Source organism: Pseudanabaena sp. UWO311 (genome assembly GCF_006937785.1).
GTDB lineage: Bacteria > Cyanobacteriota > Cyanobacteriia > Pseudanabaenales > Pseudanabaenaceae > Pseudanabaena.
The window spans coordinates 87,270-104,222 of the sequence record NZ_SJEE01000005.1; the positions used below are offsets into that span (position 1 = coordinate 87,270).

Genomic DNA, 16,953 nt, shown 5'->3' on the forward strand with positions numbered 1-16,953 from the left:
TTACAGGTTGATAATGTATAACACCATAGAATGAGCGCTTCGCGCTCATTCTATATATTTAGGTTACAGGTCGATAATGTGTTTACAGGAACAGGCGAAGGGAAAACGATCACTCGACAAAAAGGCAAGCTAACTTTTCCTAAATCCTGCTCAAAAGCTTTTGGTATTGTACCAATTAGCGTTTCGACTATACTCTTGCGCGGATCGGATGGCGCGACTTGATAGATCACACTTAGGACATCATCAGGAAACCAAGCTCGAACAAGCATAAGTAGCTCTGGTGCTGTCAGAGCGCGATCGCGGTTATCAGGAGTTAATCTAATCCCCACTAAGCGATCGCTTTCAAAATAAATATTTGCAGTGAAACCTCTGACATAGACCAGATTGCGATCGGGCAATGCATACAAGCCCTCGCCACCTGGTTGCAACTGGTGCATCGTATATTCATCGCGATGAATCGTCGCGATCGCAGCCCAGTTATTGTCCTGAGCATATTTAAAAAACTGCGGTTCTAACATGCCCAAATGTAAAGTATCAGGCTGTAATGGTGGATGCGCTCTTGTCTGGAGACTGGGCAATGCTCTTACTGTGCCTAATTTTTGATTGCCAGCATCATTTGATCGCGCCGCAGGAGTAATAGCGATCGCACTGAAGAGGCTGGTAGCGATCGCCATACCAATAGATATACAAAAGTTGACTCTAATTGCCATACATGCACCTATACAGCATTACTGAAGATGGCTTAATTTTTCTGCCTCTACCTTAGCAAAAATTCTTGTTTGTTGTGGCAAAAGCCCAACAAACTAAACCTAAGAGATAGAGGTGATGCTTTGAATTACCTCTATCTCTTAGGTTTTTAAGATAAGGCGGTGTAGCGGTTTCATGCTATAGGTAGTAACTAATAGTTTCTTGGTATTTTGTTAGATCATGTCCCTTAACCCTGAGTCAGAGTCCGATCGCGGGAAAAATAAAGCTTCCTCTAAAAGTTTTGAGGCAATGCGGAAATTTTCCGAAAAATATGCAAAGAATACAGGCACATTCTTTTGTGTCGATCCTAGCGTAACTAATGCCGTTATTGAGGGCTTGGCTAAGCATAAAGAAGAGTTAGGCTCTCCTCTATGTCCCTGTCGCTATTATGAAGATAAGGAAGCTGAAGTCAAAGATACCTATTGGAACTGTCCTTGTGTGCCAATGCGCGAACGCAAAGAATGTCACTGTATGTTATTTCTGACTGAAGACAATCCTTTTGTTGGCACGAAACAAGAACTCGAAGTAGTTGAAATTGTCTATGATGCCTAACCTAAAAGAACAAAATGGCTGCGCTATTTTGTTCTTTTAATACCCTTATACCAATTCACAGAAGTGTCACCACACTTTGCTCAATTGGTGTAAATCCTAAAAAATAGAGGTGATGCAAAGCATCACCTCTATTTTTTATTGCTTGATCGCACCCAACAGACCTTTCCAGATTTAGCGAGCTCTAAGGCTTTTGATACAGATTCACTCAAATTTTGCCATGTCACTTGCTGATCAAACAGTAGATTACTGACTTTAGCTAAAGCTTGTGCTCTCTCATGACGAATTTTAGAAAACATCAGGGAATCAATTTTTTGATAACTGGCATTGCGAGCTTCTAACATGGACTCATGCACAATGATGGCAACTTCTGAACCAATATTCATTTGCGCGTAATGACGTAAATGAGCAAGTCCCTTTGCTGATGTGGCATACAAAGGTGGTAGACGATTTAACGTTCTGGCTAGGACATCTTCTAGCCGAATGAACCTCAAATCCGATGGGGGAAAACTCTGTGCTCGGTTTTGCGCCATTCTAATCACTAGTCGTTCTAAAGAATGCACCAAATGATGGGATTCCATCATATAAACGTCATATTCTTTCTGCTTGGATTCAGGAGCAACGCTGCATTTTTGCTTAGACTGAGCTTTACTAAGATACATCTGCGAATTCAGCTGTCTTTGCCCAAAAGAGCCATATTTACCAACACGCGGCGATAAATTTCCAGAATTATATTTAGCGATCGCATTTTCTAAATTGTCCTCTAAAGCCTTGGGCAAGTCACACCACATGAGATTTGTCCAACCTAGTCTGTCTTGGACATCCAGCAAAGCATATGGGGCATTGGCTACTTCAATAGCATCGAGTGGTTCAGGCAAACGTAATGGATCGCGTCGCACTGCTAACAATGCTTGACGAGTTACCTTTGTAATATTGGCTTGAATAGCAATACATTCCTGTCTCTTGATCTGCAAATCTATATCTGTCGATGCAAACATAGGTGGCAGCCTATTTAAGGCATAGGCAATTACCTCGTCAATATTATATTTACTTCTAATCCCACTGCCTAAGCTCTGAATTTGAGCATTAGCCTCTCTATAAACAAATTCAAGCAGGACATTGCGGCAGGATTCCATGAGATTGACTGAATGAATATCTATTTTCCAGAGAGAGTGCGTCTTAGTCGCAATCTCTTCATCTGTCTAGGATTACTATCTGTTATATAAGATTAGGTTTTGATAAACTTTGCTGTACTTGTTACCGAAGTCAATTCTAATCCTCAACATAATAACGCCATTTCAAGACTTAAACAAAAGCACAAAAGTTATCAGCATAATTAATTGCAAACCCAAACCCGTAAGGGTGAGCCCCGATGGGGCTCACCCTTACGGGTTTGGGAATTTTATGCCCAGATACTTATGAATGTAGAATTGTCGATTGCACAATATTTTCAGCTTTTAACAAATAAGAAAATTCTCCCTTATCGTTAATAAACCCTTTAAGATATGGTCTCAATGTTGCTGGTACAGCGCTAATATTTTGGTCAAACGTATCATTTGGAATATGAACAACCCCCAAAACTTTAGGCACGATCAACGCCAGTGAGATTTGTTGCACTGATATCAGAATCACTTCATAGAGTCTAATATTTTGATCTAGAGGTTGCAAACCCAATAGCATCGCTAAATCGATCGCCCAATAAACGCGACGACGACGGCTTAATATACCTAAAATACAAGATGGTTTATTAGGCACGGGCATAATGTGCGAAGCTCTGATCGTCAAAACTTCTTGAGTAAATTCACTTTCAAGTAAGCCGACGGTTTGCGGATCAATCGAAAACTTTAGACAAGTATCAAGCCCTAACTCTTGCTGTACTCTCATCTTTCCTTCTTGGATATCGACACTCAGCGGAAGTGTTTGTATGGACATATGTCAACTTTAGTAAACATTAACCATGTATAGCGATCAGGGCAATCGTTTGTATACAGCATTATGGCTGCTTGCGTCCCCATTTCTCGATCGCAGTCTGAATTTGCTCGACTTTAAATGGCTTGGCAATAAAATCATTCATTCCCGATGCAAAGCAATTTTCGCGATCGTCATGCGTCGCGTTAGCCGTAATTGCAATAATTTGTATAGATTTAGCGAGATTAGACAATTCAATTTGACCATTTTGCTCCATAGCTCGAATTTGTCGAGTTGCCTCTAAGCCGTCCATTTCAGGCATTTGCACATCCATGAAAATCAAATCATAGGATTGTTTTTGGAGCGATTCTAATACTTCGATTCCGTTTGTAGCAATATCGATGCTATAACCCATCTTCTCAAAAAGACGCTTTGCTAATTTCTGATTGACAGGATTATCTTCGGCTAGCAAAATTTTGAGGGGAATTTGTGCAGCTAGTTTAGGGATGTTACTAGACAATACTTTGTTCTGAGTACCATCTATTGGGTGCTCTAAAGCCACATCTAATGAATGATCGACTAAATGATCGCCGATTTCTACAGTAAGAGATTTTTTTATTTCCACGGGATGATAGGGAATCGTAAATAAAAAGGTCGTACCTCGATCCAAAATGCTCTCAACCCAGATATCTCCGCCCATTGAGCTAATCAGCTTTTGACAAATAGCTAGCCCTAAACCAGTACCTCCAAACTTACGAGTTATGGAAGAATCAATTTGCGAAAATGGTTTGAATAATTTATCTAATTTGTCAGATGGAATACCGATACCAGTGTCTTTTACCGCAAAAATAAGTTGAGTATCTTGATGCTTTCTGATGTCTATAAAAACTTCTCCCACAGAAGTAAATTTAATCGCATTCCCCACCAGATTGACTAAAATCTGCTGTAAATAGTGAATATCTCCTGCAATTATGGGAGAAACCTGCGGATCAATTGAGTAGTGGACTCTTAAGGGTGTTTCCTTAGCCATGAATGCAACTAAACTGAGGGCAGTCTCAATACATTCTCTTATTTCAAAAGGATGTGCTTCCAATTCAACTTTTCCTGATTCAATCTTGGAAAAATCTAAAATGTCATTAATCAGCATTAATAGTGCTGCACCACTGGTATTGATTGTTTCGACATATTCACGTTGCTCAGGCTCTAGATGCGTATCTAATAACAAATTAGTCATTCCAATCACCCCATTCATGGGGGTGCGCAGTTCATGACTCATTGTGGCTAAAAACTCAGATTTAGTTCGAGCGATCGCTTCCGATGTTTCTTTTTGTTGTTGAAGTTCTATGCTTAAAATATTAGTCTTGATCAAGTCCTGAATGGTAAGGAAGCCAACTTTGACCACCATATAGACAAACAAAGCCCCAAAGAAGAAGATAACTCCTGTGAGAATTAGGATGAGCCATTGGATTCTCAAATAGACCAGTACTAATATCCCCAAGTACCCAAAGAGAAAGAAAACCATCAGCGATCGCAATATGTTCCAGCTTTGGCGATATTTATTGTCTTGAATCAAAGTCAAAACCTTCCGTGTTTCTTTAATCGAGAGAAACATCACGAAACCACCAAGGAAGATTAAGACAATAGTAAAAAGATCGCTCATGCTCTTACAAACTTAGGCAGACACAAGTATATACTTACGCCCCATCACAAAACATTATCTAATACCAAAGCACGAAATGTCTAATCCATTTCGTGCTTTGCAAACCCTTACTGGGATTGTTCTTTCATGTCCAAAAGTGTGACCACACTTTTGGACATTGGTATAAATGGCAAATCTTGAATTGCGATCGCTATACTGGTTATCTAGACTGAGTTAATGTTTGCACTAAATTTAGCTAACGCACAGAGAACACATATGAATCTGAATCGCCGTAAGTTACTTTCTTGGTTTGGTTTAGGCTGGTTGGCAAGTCTTCTGCCTTCGTCGTTAATTGGGTGTAGTGAAGCTACTACCCCTACTGCGTCTTCTTCTAAATCTTCTCCTGAAAGTGTCGCAGCTGCACCTAGTGGTAATTTCAAAGCGATCGGTACTGTTGCTCAACTGGACAAAGACAAGGTTTTGGTTTCCTCAGACAAAACAATTGCTGTGGTGCGCAATCCTAGTGATGCAACCAAGGTCTTGGCTGTTAATGCTACATGCACTCATAAAGGCTGCACAGTAGCGTGGAATTCGGCAAGCACAGAATTTGTATGTCCTTGTCATGATGCTAAGTTTGCCGCTGACGGTGCTGTACGCCAAGGACCAGCTGATAAACCCTTACAACGCTTTGCTGCCAAAATTGAGAATGGACAAGTATTGGTTAGTGCATAACTAGTTAAAAGTCTCGCAAAGCAGAACTTTTAACTAGTTTTTATTTTTTGTCTTGTGTCAAAGCGCCGTAATAGATCTATAGAAAATAAAATCCAAAGTTGTTGCGAATTCGGTTGCAACTTTGGATTTTTTGATTTCTCTAAGTATTATTAAGTGATTGGTAGCGCTCCACGCTACTAATAGTTTTTTGGCGTTTTACGGCAACGGCATAAATGATTTGGGATTGCTATATATTGGTAGATATTGCGATCCCAAAATAACAGCATAACTATAAGGATAACTATGTCAGGACATATCCTGCTTGTCGATGATGAACCAGGTCTGAGAGAGGCGGTGCAAGCCTATCTCGAAGATAGTGGCTTTGCAGTGCAAGTTGCTAACAATGCGCGAGACGCATGGCAACTACTAGAGCAAACCACACCCGATCTGGTGATCTCGGACATCATGATGCCGCAGGTGAGTGGGTATGAATTTCTGAAGCAAATGCGTGAAGACGTAAGATTTTTAAATTTGCCTGTGGTGTTTTTGACAGCAAAGGGCATGACCAAGGATCGCATCGAAGGTTATAACGCGGGTTGTGATGCCTATTTGTCGAAACCTTTTGATCCTGATGAACTAGTAGCGATCGCGGAAAATTTGATTGCCCGTCGAGCGATCCAAGCAGTTACAGCTAATAGTAATACTTCTGAAATAACTGATTTGGCTGGTCAACTTGCCGAAATCAAGGAACTGCTAAAAGAGAAAGCGGCGATCAAGGTTAAAGTTACCCCACCACCAATCAAGATTGAGTTTACACCTCGTGAACAGAGTGTTTTAGAGCTTGTAGTTGAAGGCTTGATGAATAAAGAAATCGCTAAGCGTCTTGGTACAACTATTCGGAATGTTGAGAAATATGTCAGTCGGCTATTTAGTAAAACTGGTACTAGCAGCCGCACCGAATTGGTGCGCTATGCGTTACAACATGGCTTGATTGAGGCTTATTCTTAGGTAAAAGGCATCTCGACTCGCTAACGCATTCTAAAAATAATTAATCCCACTTGATGCGTTACGTTTCACTAACGCATCCTACAAATAATTAAGCATTCTTCACTTATGAGTTATCTACTAACATTTTCCTAGAAATTTCTAACCTAAAATACATTGCTCTTAATATTGAACTTAGGGATGAAAAGTACTAGATACTGTTCATCTCTGAGCTTATAAATTTTTTATATGCAATGGTTTAAATTTAATTGGCTGAGTATTAAGTCGAAATTGATTGTGATGCTGCTAACTGTGAGCAGTAGCTCGATCCTTGTGACTGCATATCTTGGATACCAAAGTGGGAAGTCCAATTTGACCGATCGCGTGTTTAATCAATTAACCAGTGTGCGGGCTTCCAAGGCTTATCAAATCGAATCCTATTTCAAAACAATTAGTAATCATATTCAAACGCTGAGTATCGATCCTTCAGTAGGAACAGCGCTCTCCGAATTTACGAACGCTTACCGACAGCTTGAAAATGTGCCATTACCAGCCGATGCTTTGCCCAAAATTAATGCTTATTATCAGAATGAATTTCTGCCCAAATTAGCGCAAACAGAGCAAGGTTCTCCTGTTCTGAATTCATTTTTACCAGAAGCGATCGCTAGTAATTATCTGCAATATCATTACATCGCCAATAATTCTAATCCCATTGGCAAAAAGCATCTTTTAGATAAAGCCAATGATAGTAGTGAATATAGTCGCCTCCATGGTCGCTATCATCCGATCTTTCGGAATATTATTGAGAAATTTGGTTACTATGATTTGTTCCTAATTGATCCTGATGGCAGAATAGTTTATACAGTTTATAAAGAGACTGATTTTGCTTCTAGTCTTACCATTGGAGCTTATAACGAAAGTAATCTTGCCCGTCTATTTGCCTCAGTGCGACGTTCCAAAGAAAAAGATTATGCAAGGATCATCGATCTGGAGTCTTATGCTCCTTCCTATGGTGCTCCAGCCGCTTTTATTGCCGCTCCTATTTATAATCAAGATAAATTTATCGGCGTTCTCGCGATTCAAGTACCAGTTGATGAGATTAATAATGTGATGACTGGTAATCGCAAATGGGAAGCTGATGGCTTAGGCAAAAGTGGTGAAACTTATCTAGTTGGTCAAGATTACTTAATGCGATCGGTTTCGCGGTTTTTGATTGAAACACCTGAAGAATACTTAAAAACTCTAGTTGCTTTAGGCGTAAATAACGAAACAATTAAACGGATTCGCCAATACAAGACCTCGGTTTTGGCTCAAGCTGTCAAGACTACTGCTGTTGAGGAAGCGATGATGGGTAAGCAAGACATTAAAATTATCCGTGATTATCGTGATATTCCTGTCTTGAGTTCTTACTCACTTTTACAAATAGAAGGATTGAAATGGGCAATTCTCTCGGAAATAGATCTAGCGGAAGCCTATGCTCCGATTTATGACTTTGAGAGACAGTTAGTAATTTCGGCAACTTTACTAATGTTGTTAGTAATTTTATTGGCGATGGTGATGGCTTCTTTGTTTGTGAAGCCGATTAATCAATTAATTGCTAGCGCTCGGAAAGTGGCGGCGGGTCAATTGGATGCGATCGCAGTTTTAGAAACTGAAGATGAATTTGGCGAACTAGCGCAATCTTTTAATTTGATGGTGTCTAGTTTGCGCGATCAGACAGATTTAGTTGAAGAAAAAAATCGTGAGAATGAGCAATTATTGCTAAGCATCTTTCCTGCGGCGATCGCTAAACGTCTGAAGCAAGGTGAAAAGAATATTGCTGAAAGTGCTTCTAATGTGACGGTGCTATTTTCTGATTTGACGGGATTCTCGAAGTTGTCAGATTCTCTGACAGCCTATGAAATTGTCAGCATTCTCAACGATCTGGTCACGAGTTTTGATGAAACCGCCGATCGCTTTGGCATGGAAAAAATCAAAACCATTGGTGACAGCTATATGGCGGTCTGTGGTCTGTCGGTTCCCTATCTCGACCATGATAAACGAGCGATTGATTTTGCGATAGAAATGCAAGCGATCGTAAGGAGATTTAGCCAAGAGCGCGGCTTCAAATTGAATATCAGCTTAGGGATTAACTCAGGCGATATCGTCGCAGGCATCGTCGGCAGAAACAAATTTATCTACGATGTTTGGGGCGACACGATTAATATTGCTAGTGCCTTAAAGTCTGCTTGTCCTGAAGGTGCAATTTTAGTTTCTCGCGAAATTTACAATCGTCTATGTGACCTTTACGAGTTTGCGCCACTAGCCACCAAAATCGAAGATGGTGAAGTCGTATTAGAAGCATGGCAGCTCAAAAGCACGATCAAAATTAAACCAAGTTAAGAACATTGATCCCAATAATATATAGGCAGGCTAGATCCGCCGACATATTATTGGGTTTTATATAGATCATTGTTAACAACTCATGTCAGACATAACTAATGCATTCGCGATCGCATCAGGTGCAGTACCTGGTGCTCTATCTCGTTTTTATCTTACAGAATGGTCAAAAGCAAAATATGGGACAAAATTTCCCTATGCAACTTTTGGGATTAACGTAACTGGTTGCTTAGCGATGGGATTCTTTTTCACAATTTCCAAAGGAATCACTGGCTATCCCACAGAATTAGATTTATTGATTAGAACTGGATTTTTAGGCTCCTATACCACTTTCTCCACCTACGGATTTGACACGCTCACTATGTGGCGGAGTAACCAAAAGATTGCGACTATTTTTTATTGGGCTGGGAGTGCGATTCTAGGTGTAGTCGCAGTATTTTTAGGTGCAGCGATCGCCAAGCTCTTTGTAAAGTAAGCCAAACGTTCAATTCGTAATTCGTAATTCCCAATTTCTAGGACAAGAAACAATGGATTTTTTAAAAGGACGTTTTCCACTAGCTATAGCGATCGGCGCTATTTTTGGGGCTTTGAGCCGTTTTTATATTACTGACCTAGCAAAATCTATGTTTGGCAAAGATTTTGGATTTTACGGGACATTCTTTATTAACGTCACAGGATGTTTGATCATTGCCTATATTCTGACCCTCGCAACCGAGAATATTCGCCTCATTTCACCCGAACTCCGACTGATGACAACAACAGGTTTTTGTGGTGCATATACCACTTTCTCTACCTACGGATTGGAATCTAGCGATTTCTTAGAGAAAGGTGATATCACAACGTTACTAGTTTATTTTGTTGGCAGTGCGATCGCAGGCATAATTGGCATTCAAATTGGTGTTTTATTGGCAAGAGCCTGCGATCGACAATCTTAGAAAGTACCCGCTAATGCACCGACACAGCGATCGCAAATATGCGGATGCTCAGCAGACTCACCGATATGAGTGGAGTAGTTCCAGCAACGGGGACATTTTTCACCATCGGCATTGAGTACAGCAATTTGTAAGCCTGTCGATGCACCTGTGAATTGTAAATCGGTAGGTAGGTTATCAACTATCTCTGCTTGCGAGACGATGAATAGATAGCGCAACTCATCGCCGCAGGATGCTAAATAACTGCGTTGACTATCATCGGATACGACTAGTAAGACCTTCGCTTCCAGAGGAGCGCCGATCGCTTTGCCGTTGCGGGCTAGTTCCAACACTTTATTTACTTCAGAACGGACTTCGCGGAGATATTCCCACTTGCCAGCTAGTTCGGGCTTGTACCATTCATCATGAGCTGTAAACCAACCTGCTTGAAAGACCGACTTTTGGGATACGGGATAGGGCAGATGTTGCCAGATATCTTCGGCGGTGTGGGAGAGAACTGGGGCGATCGCTTTAGTAATTGCTTCGAGGCAATACATCAGCACGGTTTGGCAACTGCGACGGCGGGGTGCATTGGGGGAACTAATATAGAGGCGATCTTTGGCGATGTCTAAATAGAAGTTAGATAAATCCACCGTACAGAAGTTTTGGATGGTTTGAAAGAAGCGCGAGAATTGGAAGTTGTCGTAGGCTTCGGTGACATCTTTGGTGACTTCAGCGAGACGATGCAGGATATAGCGATCGCTTTCGGGTAATTGGTCGTAGGTCACGGTATCCTGAGCAGGGTCGAAATCAAAGAGATTACTTAATAAGAATCTCGCTGTATTCCGAATTTTGCGGGACATATCTGACATCTGCGCCAAGATCGTCTTCCCAATCTGGACATCGCCTGTATAGTCAACACTTGCCGCCCAAAGACGGATTACATCCGCACCATAGGGTGGCTCTTTTTTCTGATCCTTACCACCATTAATCACAACTGTGGGATCGACAATATTACCGAGGGATTTGCTCATTTTCTGTCCCTTCTCATCTAGGGCAAAGCCATGCGTTAGCACTGTCTTGTAAGGCGCATAGCCGTTAGTTGCCACACTTGTCAGCAATGAAGATTGGAACCAGCCACGATGTTGATCAGAGCCTTCCAGATACATATCCGCAGGATAATTGACAGCATAGGGAACGAGTTTAGAGTCATGATTCTCGCCACCTAGCACCCCAGCCCAAGATGAGCCAGAGTCAAACCAGACATCCATTGTATCTGTGCCTTTACGATACTTATGTCCATTGTTGCGATAGGCTTCAGGAAGTAGTTCTTCAACTTCTCTTTCCCACCAAACATCGGAGCCATATTCGCCAATCAGGGCTTGAATATGGGCAACTGTTTCTTCTGTCAACAAAGGTTCGTTGGTTTCTTCGTCATAAAATACAGGAATCGGCACGCCCCAAGTGCGTTGACGAGAAATGCACCAATCCGATCGCTCTTGTACCATTGAGGTAATCCGATTTTCGCCGATCGCAGGAATCCATTTTACCTCTTTGATCGATCGCAAAGCATCTCCACGGAAACCATCGACAGATGCGAACCATTGCTCGGTGGCTCTGACGATCACAGGCTTCTTGGTGCGCCAGTCGTAGGGATATTTGTGGTTATAGGCTTCTTCTTTAATGAGAGTTCCATTAGCAGTCAAGATTTCCACAACCTTGGTGTTGCCTTCCTTCAGAACACTCAAACCAACCAAGTCTTCGCCAGCATCAGCATTAAAAATACCGCGATCGTCTACTAGGGAAATCATTCCCAAATTATATTTTTTACCAACAATAAAGTCATCATGACCATGATTTGGCGCGGTATGCACTAAGCCTGTACCTGACTCGGCGGTGACATGTTCGCCTAAGACAATCGGGCTAGGGCGATCAGCGATCGGATGTTTTGCGATCGCACCTTCAAGAACATCACCTTTGAAAGTGTATTTAACTTCTAAAGCTTGCTCAAAGGTTACCGCTAGTTTCTCTACTAGTTCAGTCGCGACGATGTAGTTTTTCTCGCCAGCCGAGACAATGCTGTAATCCAGGGATGGATTGGCACTGATTCCCAAGTTAGCGGGAATTGTCCAAGGTGTTGTTGTCCAAATCACAGCATGGAGGTTTGGTAGATTTGCGATCGCCTTCAGCTTCTCGCTAGATTTGGTAACAGGGAAAGCGACATAGATACTGCGCGAAATATGGTTTTCGGGATATTCTAATTCGGCTTCGGCGAGAGCTGTATGTGAACTCGGCGACCAATATACAGGTCGCAGTCCACGATAGATATAGCCTTTCAGTGCCATCTTCCCAAATACACTGATTTGCGCGGCTTCATATTCAGGCTTCAAAGTGTAATAAGCGTTTTCATAATCACCCCAAACTCCCAAACGCTTAAACATTGCCGCTTGTTCGCCAATTGTTTGCATGGCAAATTCTTTAGCCCGTTTTCGCAATTGCAGAGGGGTTAAATTAGCTCGTTCTTCTGCCTTGATATTTTGTAATACCTTAAGTTCGATTGGTAAGCCATGACAGTCCCAACCTAATACATAGCGAGCTTTACGTCCACGCAACAGTTGGTAGCGATTAATTATATCTTTTAAGGATTTGCCCAAAGCATGACCCATATGCAGTGTCCCATTGGCATATGGGGGGCCATCGTGGAGCGTAAAAATATCGCCTTGGTTGTTCTGGCTTAAGTTTTCGTAAATGCTTTGTTCCTGCCAAAACTTTTGAATCTCTGGCTCTTTGATAATTGCATTTGCCCGCATCGAAAAGTCTGTTTGCGGTAGGTTAACGGTGTCTTTGTATTCAGACTGTTCGAGGCTTTTTGGCGCAGGTTTCTCAGAGTTGGCTTTAGGAGCAGATGTCATCGTTCTAGACTATGTCAGATTTTGCAAAGGTTTACACTTCATAATACTACAAACTAGTTTGTGAAAGAGTTGGCAACAACAAGGAAAAGGTAAAAAGAAAAAAGAAAAAATTTATAGGGGTAGAGCATTAGCGCTACCATCTCGCAACTCGTCATTACAATCTTCGTTCACAAATGCTCTACCCTCTTTGCTGTAAACGATAATTTATTTCTACGGTTTGAGAGCGATCGGTTAATGTTGAAGATTTAGGGCGGGTTGAGATTTTGGGTGAATTGCGAAGGTTAAGGGCAGAGCATTACCGTATTCAGGCGATCGCAGAATTTATAAATTCTAGCGGTAATGCTCTGCCCCTACGTTTAAAATGGGAAAAAACAAATGTAGGGGTAGAGCATTTGCGCCACCATCTCGCAACTCGCCACTACAATCTTTATTCGCAAATGCTCTACCCTCTTTGCTTTTACAGATAATTTATTCCTGCGGTTTGAGGGCGATCGGTTAATGTGCGAGGTTTTGGGCAGAGCATTCCCGATTTAGATGGATCTGAGAATTTATAAATTGTGACGGGAATGCTCTGCCCCTACGAGAATGATGGGAATGATGGGGATAAAAACATTATTTCGATTTATTCGGTATTACAATCTGTCCAATTAGCTGGATTATTTTTAATGTATTCTCGCAGATTTGTTAATTCCTGTTCAGACCTTACAATCCTTTCGTAATAGTTTCGCTGCCAAATTGATATGCCGTAGTTTTTGTTAATACGGTTGATTTTGCGAGAAGAAATGGATTTGAAATTTTGAATGATGTTGGCTAATGAGGCTTTTTCCTTTGATTCAGAAATTATGATAATTCCATGTAGATGATCGGGCATCAGAGTAAATCCATCAAGCTCTACGTTCGGAAAATGCTGAGGAATTTTTTGCCATAGTGCCGATACAATTTGACCAATCAAATTTATTTCCATTTTTCCGTTATCTATCTCTCCAAATAAATGCTGTCTTTGATAGCAACAGATGGTTACAAAATAGATTCCTTCGTTTGTATAGTCATACCCTTGTAAACGGATAGATTGTCGATGATGAATTTCAGGGTTGTAAGACATAAATCAGATCTGGCAAATATGGAAAATATGGCAAATGTAGGGGTAGAGCATTTGCGCCAATATTTGTAAATTATCACCGAAATCTCTATACGCAAATGCTCTACCCTTTGCGCTGTAAACGATAATTTATTCCTGCGGTTTGGGGATTGTCGATGAATGTTGGAGATTTTGGGCAGGTTGAAATTTTTGGTGAATGTTAGAGGTTTTGGGTAGAGCATTCCCGATTTAAATGGATCTGAGAAAACACAAATTTCTGCGGGAATGCTCTGCCCCTACGTCTCTACAACAGGAAAATATCGGTAGGGGTAGAGCATTTGCGTCACTATCTCACAACTCTCTACTACAATCTTCATTCGCAAATGCTCTACCCTCTTTGCTTTTAAACATAATTCATGACTGCGGTTTGGAGATTTTTGGTGAATGTACGAGGTTTAGGGCAGAGCATTCCCGAAGTAAAAGGATCTGCAAAATCATAAATTTCTGCGGGAATGCTCTGCCCCTACATTTAATTTCTTTAATTGTTAAATCATCCGAAAAATTTGTAATGGCAAATTGTTACGATCCCAAGGTGGTTTGCCAGAAATTTTCGGAAAATGGTAGTGGTGATGGTGAGAAGGCTGGTGACAGGTAACGGATCTCGGGAAATCACATTATGTCGTAGGTAATTGTCAGTTCATAAATCTTAATAGAAGTGTGAAAGCTTGTCGGGTTTACATTTCACAAATCTTGATGCAAGAAAAGAGGTACTATCCCCATCCCACTCTCCCCCACCCGTAGGAAACCATGTTGGGAGATGTCCCTTCACACACATAAAATTATTCTTAAAAAATGGTTGAGGACGGGACACCCACTTACCATCGCTTTTCCATGCTGTGCAATCGCAAAATTTATCCCATGTCTCAGAACTTGGATAACTAAAATCAAGCTTACCACCACATTCCTCATAAATTTGCTTCTGGACACTAAAGCCATAAAGTCCATTACTATGCTTTACCCATAGATTATCAATTGCCAATAACTCATCACAGGGGAAATCTTTTAAATCTTCCTCACTAAACCATTCCCCATCCTCTTTACCTACCGCCGTAATCACCAAGCAATATGTTTCCTGATCCGCCTCATACCATTGCTTATTTTTGAGATGCTCTTCTAATTGCTGGTAGCGCGAATTGGTGACAGATTGCTTAACGCCTTCTAATGCTTTCTGTTCGGCAATTGATAAATTTAAGCGCTTCTCAGACTGTTTATAGATGAGATAGGCGAGATCGTTATGATTTTGATTGAGAGCTTCTTGGATTAGTTTAGTAGGATTAACCAGTGCAGAATAAAACAAGATCAAATCCTTCCATGCACTGACACCCAAACATTTAAAAATTAACCTTTCTCCTTCTTCTTTTAAACGTACAATTTCTGCCGCCGCTAGAAATTCCTGAAAGCTCAAGTGAGAAAACTGATAGATATTTCCATCTCTCTTTACTAACAGTTCGCTCACCTGTTCCATTTGGGATAAAAACTCCCGAGCATCTACATCAGGGTCAATATTGGCTAAAGCTATTCTGATGTATTCCAATAAATCATATTGTGGAATTTGCTTAAATCCTTCACGATCCTCGCTATCTATAGCTAATTTGTCATCCATAAACATTTCTGCCGCCCCGAACATCATTTCCAATGCTACAAATTGCAATACTTCCTGACGCTGACTAATGGAATTTAAAACTAAAGCAATTCCCCTAGCACTTGGTCGCCGCCCCAACTGCAACTCACAAATCTCTTGATATAGCTCTACCTTACGCTGTGGCAACTCCGCCCCCATCTTATTGTCCCGATGAAATCGCGCCATCATATTCAGTAGCAAAACATTCCCCGCAATATCATTCAACTCTGGACGCGCCTGAATCTGAACTAATAGAGACGCTGCTCTCTCCTTCGCCTTCGCCTCCACATCAGGAGTATTCCGTCCACCCCTCGCATAGCGCTCTTGGCAAAAATACCACTGCTCCACAAACTGCTTACGCTGTTCCTGATTAAAATCCTGAATCCAAAAACTCGCCGTTGGTTTCCGTGCTACATAGTCCTCTCGAAAAGCAGTCGGGCGGGAAGTCACAATAAAAACCGCCTCACGATATTTCTGCATCTCCGCACTCAGCCACTCACTCACCTTTGCTCTCTGCATAGGTGGAACTTCATCAAAACCATCAAACATAACCAAAGCATCACCGCGCCGCAGCAAATTTAGCGCCCAATTTGGTGGAACCGTTTCTAATTCTTTAATCTTGGATAACCGCCCAATGTGAAAAGTGGTCAACAATTCAAGTAAATCTGGCGGATTCTCTTTGGTGATCTCTTTCCAGAATCCTGCTAGATAGAGCAGAAATGGCACAAACTTAGGAACCTTATATTTACGAAAGTCCCCCTTGTTATATTCACCAGTGCTGTAGATGTAAGTAAGATGCTTTAACAAAGTTGATTTGCCATAGCCACCCCAAGCCCTAATCGCTATCTGACGCAACCGATTATCCTGCTTTACCCGTTCCAGCAATTCCCAAATCTGCATCTGCGGACAATCTTCACCGCGATTTCTAAACTCATAACCCGCCACAATAGAATCAGAAGATAATTCCAAAGGCACAAACACCTCACGCAACAAAGGATTATTCACAGGCAAATTTTCATCTTCCCTCACCCCCACCGCATAATCTTCATGACAGTCCCACATCTGGCATTTAAGATATTTCTCTGTAAAACCAAGCGCTTGCCAATTTAACTTTTCGGTCAAAAATTGGTTAGCTTGATCTATGTTTTCAACAAAACCTTCAGCATCTTTTTTCCCACGCTCACCATAAATCTCACTTAATCGCTCTGTAAAATTTTTGCTATAGGCAGCCCATACCCCCGATACCGCCGTAACTGGAAATAAAGCTAAAGCCGTTACCCATTCTTGTTTGAGTAAAAAAGACGCAAATGCAAAGCTCGATCCTCCTAAAGGCGACCATCGGGCAACGGCAGCAAGCGATCGCTGGACAAATCTCTTTTCAGGACTAGAATTAGGTTGCTTTTCTGGCTCTTGACTCATGGTGTTTGGGGCGATCGCATTTCACGCATTATAAA

The 16,953-nt window shown here is 41.4% G+C and carries 13 protein-coding genes; 6 read left to right on the top strand and 7 right to left on the bottom strand.

Going from position 1 to position 16,953, the window contains the following annotated elements:
* Window positions 1-50 precede the first annotated feature (50 nt).
* Window positions 51-710: a hypothetical protein gene (locus PseudUWO311_RS06230; RefSeq protein ID WP_142654339.1), complete on the bottom strand. Its 660-nt coding sequence runs from the start codon at window positions 708-710 to the stop codon at window positions 51-53.
* Between the two features lie 217 nt (window positions 711-927).
* Between PseudUWO311_RS06230 and PseudUWO311_RS06235 the strand changes: the two genes are divergently transcribed.
* Window positions 928-1,299, top strand: coding sequence for a ferredoxin-thioredoxin reductase catalytic domain-containing protein (locus PseudUWO311_RS06235; RefSeq protein ID WP_094534602.1), 372 nt, complete (start codon window positions 928-930; stop codon window positions 1,297-1,299).
* 128 nt (window positions 1,300-1,427) lie between these two features.
* Here the strand turns inward: PseudUWO311_RS06235 and PseudUWO311_RS06240 are convergent, their stop codons facing one another.
* The 3 genes from PseudUWO311_RS06240 to PseudUWO311_RS06250 all read right to left on the bottom strand — a co-directional run bounded on the left by PseudUWO311_RS06240 (window position 1,428) and on the right by PseudUWO311_RS06250 (window position 4,864).
* Complete coding sequence (locus PseudUWO311_RS06240) at window positions 1,428-2,432, bottom strand: late competence development ComFB family protein (protein WP_142654340.1); 1,005 nt, start codon at window positions 2,430-2,432, stop codon at window positions 1,428-1,430.
* 280 nt (window positions 2,433-2,712) lie between these two features.
* Window positions 2,713-3,228 (bottom strand): chemotaxis protein CheW, encoded by a 516-nt coding sequence (locus PseudUWO311_RS06245; protein WP_142654341.1) that lies wholly within the window; start codon window positions 3,226-3,228, stop codon window positions 2,713-2,715.
* A gap of 61 nt (window positions 3,229-3,289) precedes the next feature.
* The gene (locus PseudUWO311_RS06250; protein ID WP_142654342.1) at window positions 3,290-4,864 is read right to left on the bottom strand and encodes an ATP-binding protein; all 1,575 of its coding nucleotides are present in this window, start codon (window positions 4,862-4,864) and stop codon (window positions 3,290-3,292) included.
* A gap of 255 nt (window positions 4,865-5,119) precedes the next feature.
* Between PseudUWO311_RS06250 and PseudUWO311_RS06255 the strand changes: the two genes are divergently transcribed.
* The 5 genes from PseudUWO311_RS06255 to crcB (PseudUWO311_RS06275) all read left to right on the top strand — a co-directional run bounded on the left by PseudUWO311_RS06255 (window position 5,120) and on the right by crcB (PseudUWO311_RS06275) (window position 9,852).
* The gene (locus PseudUWO311_RS06255; protein ID WP_223807464.1) at window positions 5,120-5,575 is read left to right on the top strand and encodes a ubiquinol-cytochrome c reductase iron-sulfur subunit; all 456 of its coding nucleotides are present in this window, start codon (window positions 5,120-5,122) and stop codon (window positions 5,573-5,575) included.
* Between the two features lie 282 nt (window positions 5,576-5,857).
* Complete coding sequence (locus tag PseudUWO311_RS06260) at window positions 5,858-6,562, top strand: response regulator transcription factor (RefSeq protein ID WP_103667054.1); 705 nt, start codon at window positions 5,858-5,860, stop codon at window positions 6,560-6,562.
* A 225-nt stretch (window positions 6,563-6,787) separates the two neighbouring features.
* Window positions 6,788-8,920: an adenylate/guanylate cyclase domain-containing protein gene (locus tag PseudUWO311_RS06265; protein WP_142654343.1), complete on the top strand. Its 2,133-nt coding sequence runs from the start codon at window positions 6,788-6,790 to the stop codon at window positions 8,918-8,920.
* A gap of 82 nt (window positions 8,921-9,002) precedes the next feature.
* Window positions 9,003-9,392 carry a fluoride efflux transporter CrcB gene (crcB, locus tag PseudUWO311_RS06270; protein WP_142654344.1) on the top strand — a complete coding sequence of 130 codons (390 nt, stop codon included), beginning with the start codon at window positions 9,003-9,005 and terminating at the stop codon, window positions 9,390-9,392.
* A gap of 52 nt (window positions 9,393-9,444) precedes the next feature.
* A complete protein-coding gene (crcB, locus tag PseudUWO311_RS06275) occupies window positions 9,445-9,852 on the top strand; it encodes a fluoride efflux transporter CrcB (RefSeq protein ID WP_142654345.1) in 408 nt (135 codons plus the stop codon).
* Here crcB (PseudUWO311_RS06275) and ileS read toward each other — a convergent pair.
* From ileS to PseudUWO311_RS06290, 3 genes are all read right to left on the bottom strand, one after another.
* Entirely contained in the window at window positions 9,849-12,740 is a 2,892-nt protein-coding gene (gene ileS, locus PseudUWO311_RS06280; protein WP_142654346.1) for an isoleucine--tRNA ligase, read from the bottom strand. The genes crcB (PseudUWO311_RS06275) and ileS overlap by 4 nt on opposite strands.
* A gap of 622 nt (window positions 12,741-13,362) precedes the next feature.
* The gene (locus PseudUWO311_RS06285) at window positions 13,363-13,842 is read right to left on the bottom strand and encodes a transposase (RefSeq protein ID WP_142654347.1); all 480 of its coding nucleotides are present in this window, start codon (window positions 13,840-13,842) and stop codon (window positions 13,363-13,365) included.
* Between the two features lie 682 nt (window positions 13,843-14,524).
* Entirely contained in the window at window positions 14,525-16,918 is a 2,394-nt protein-coding gene (locus tag PseudUWO311_RS06290; protein WP_142654348.1) for a GUN4 domain-containing protein, read from the bottom strand.
* Between the last annotated feature and the right edge of the window lie 35 nt (window positions 16,919-16,953).

Bases quoted from the DNA above. Each gene is read 5' to 3' on its own strand.
- PseudUWO311_RS06230 (WP_142654339.1), bottom strand. From the start codon at position 710: ATGGCAATTAGAGTCAACTTTTGTATATCTATTGGTATGGCGATCGCT.
- PseudUWO311_RS06235 (WP_094534602.1), top strand. From the start codon at position 928: ATGTCCCTTAACCCTGAGTCAGAGTCCGATCGCGGGAAAAATAAAGCT.
- PseudUWO311_RS06240 (WP_142654340.1), bottom strand. From the start codon at position 2,432: ATGGAATCCTGCCGCAATGTCCTGCTTGAATTTGTTTATAGAGAGGCT.
- PseudUWO311_RS06245 (WP_142654341.1), bottom strand. From the start codon at position 3,228: ATGTCCATACAAACACTTCCGCTGAGTGTCGATATCCAAGAAGGAAAG.
- PseudUWO311_RS06250 (WP_142654342.1), bottom strand. From the start codon at position 4,864: ATGAGCGATCTTTTTACTATTGTCTTAATCTTCCTTGGTGGTTTCGTG.
- PseudUWO311_RS06255 (WP_223807464.1), top strand. From the start codon at position 5,120: ATGAATCTGAATCGCCGTAAGTTACTTTCTTGGTTTGGTTTAGGCTGG.
- PseudUWO311_RS06260 (WP_103667054.1), top strand. From the start codon at position 5,858: ATGTCAGGACATATCCTGCTTGTCGATGATGAACCAGGTCTGAGAGAG.
- PseudUWO311_RS06265 (WP_142654343.1), top strand. From the start codon at position 6,788: ATGCAATGGTTTAAATTTAATTGGCTGAGTATTAAGTCGAAATTGATT.
- crcB (WP_142654344.1), top strand. From the start codon at position 9,003: ATGTCAGACATAACTAATGCATTCGCGATCGCATCAGGTGCAGTACCT.
- crcB (WP_142654345.1), top strand. From the start codon at position 9,445: ATGGATTTTTTAAAAGGACGTTTTCCACTAGCTATAGCGATCGGCGCT.
- ileS (WP_142654346.1), bottom strand. From the start codon at position 12,740: ATGACATCTGCTCCTAAAGCCAACTCTGAGAAACCTGCGCCAAAAAGC.
- PseudUWO311_RS06285 (WP_142654347.1), bottom strand. From the start codon at position 13,842: ATGTCTTACAACCCTGAAATTCATCATCGACAATCTATCCGTTTACAA.
- PseudUWO311_RS06290 (WP_142654348.1), bottom strand. From the start codon at position 16,918: ATGAGTCAAGAGCCAGAAAAGCAACCTAATTCTAGTCCTGAAAAGAGA.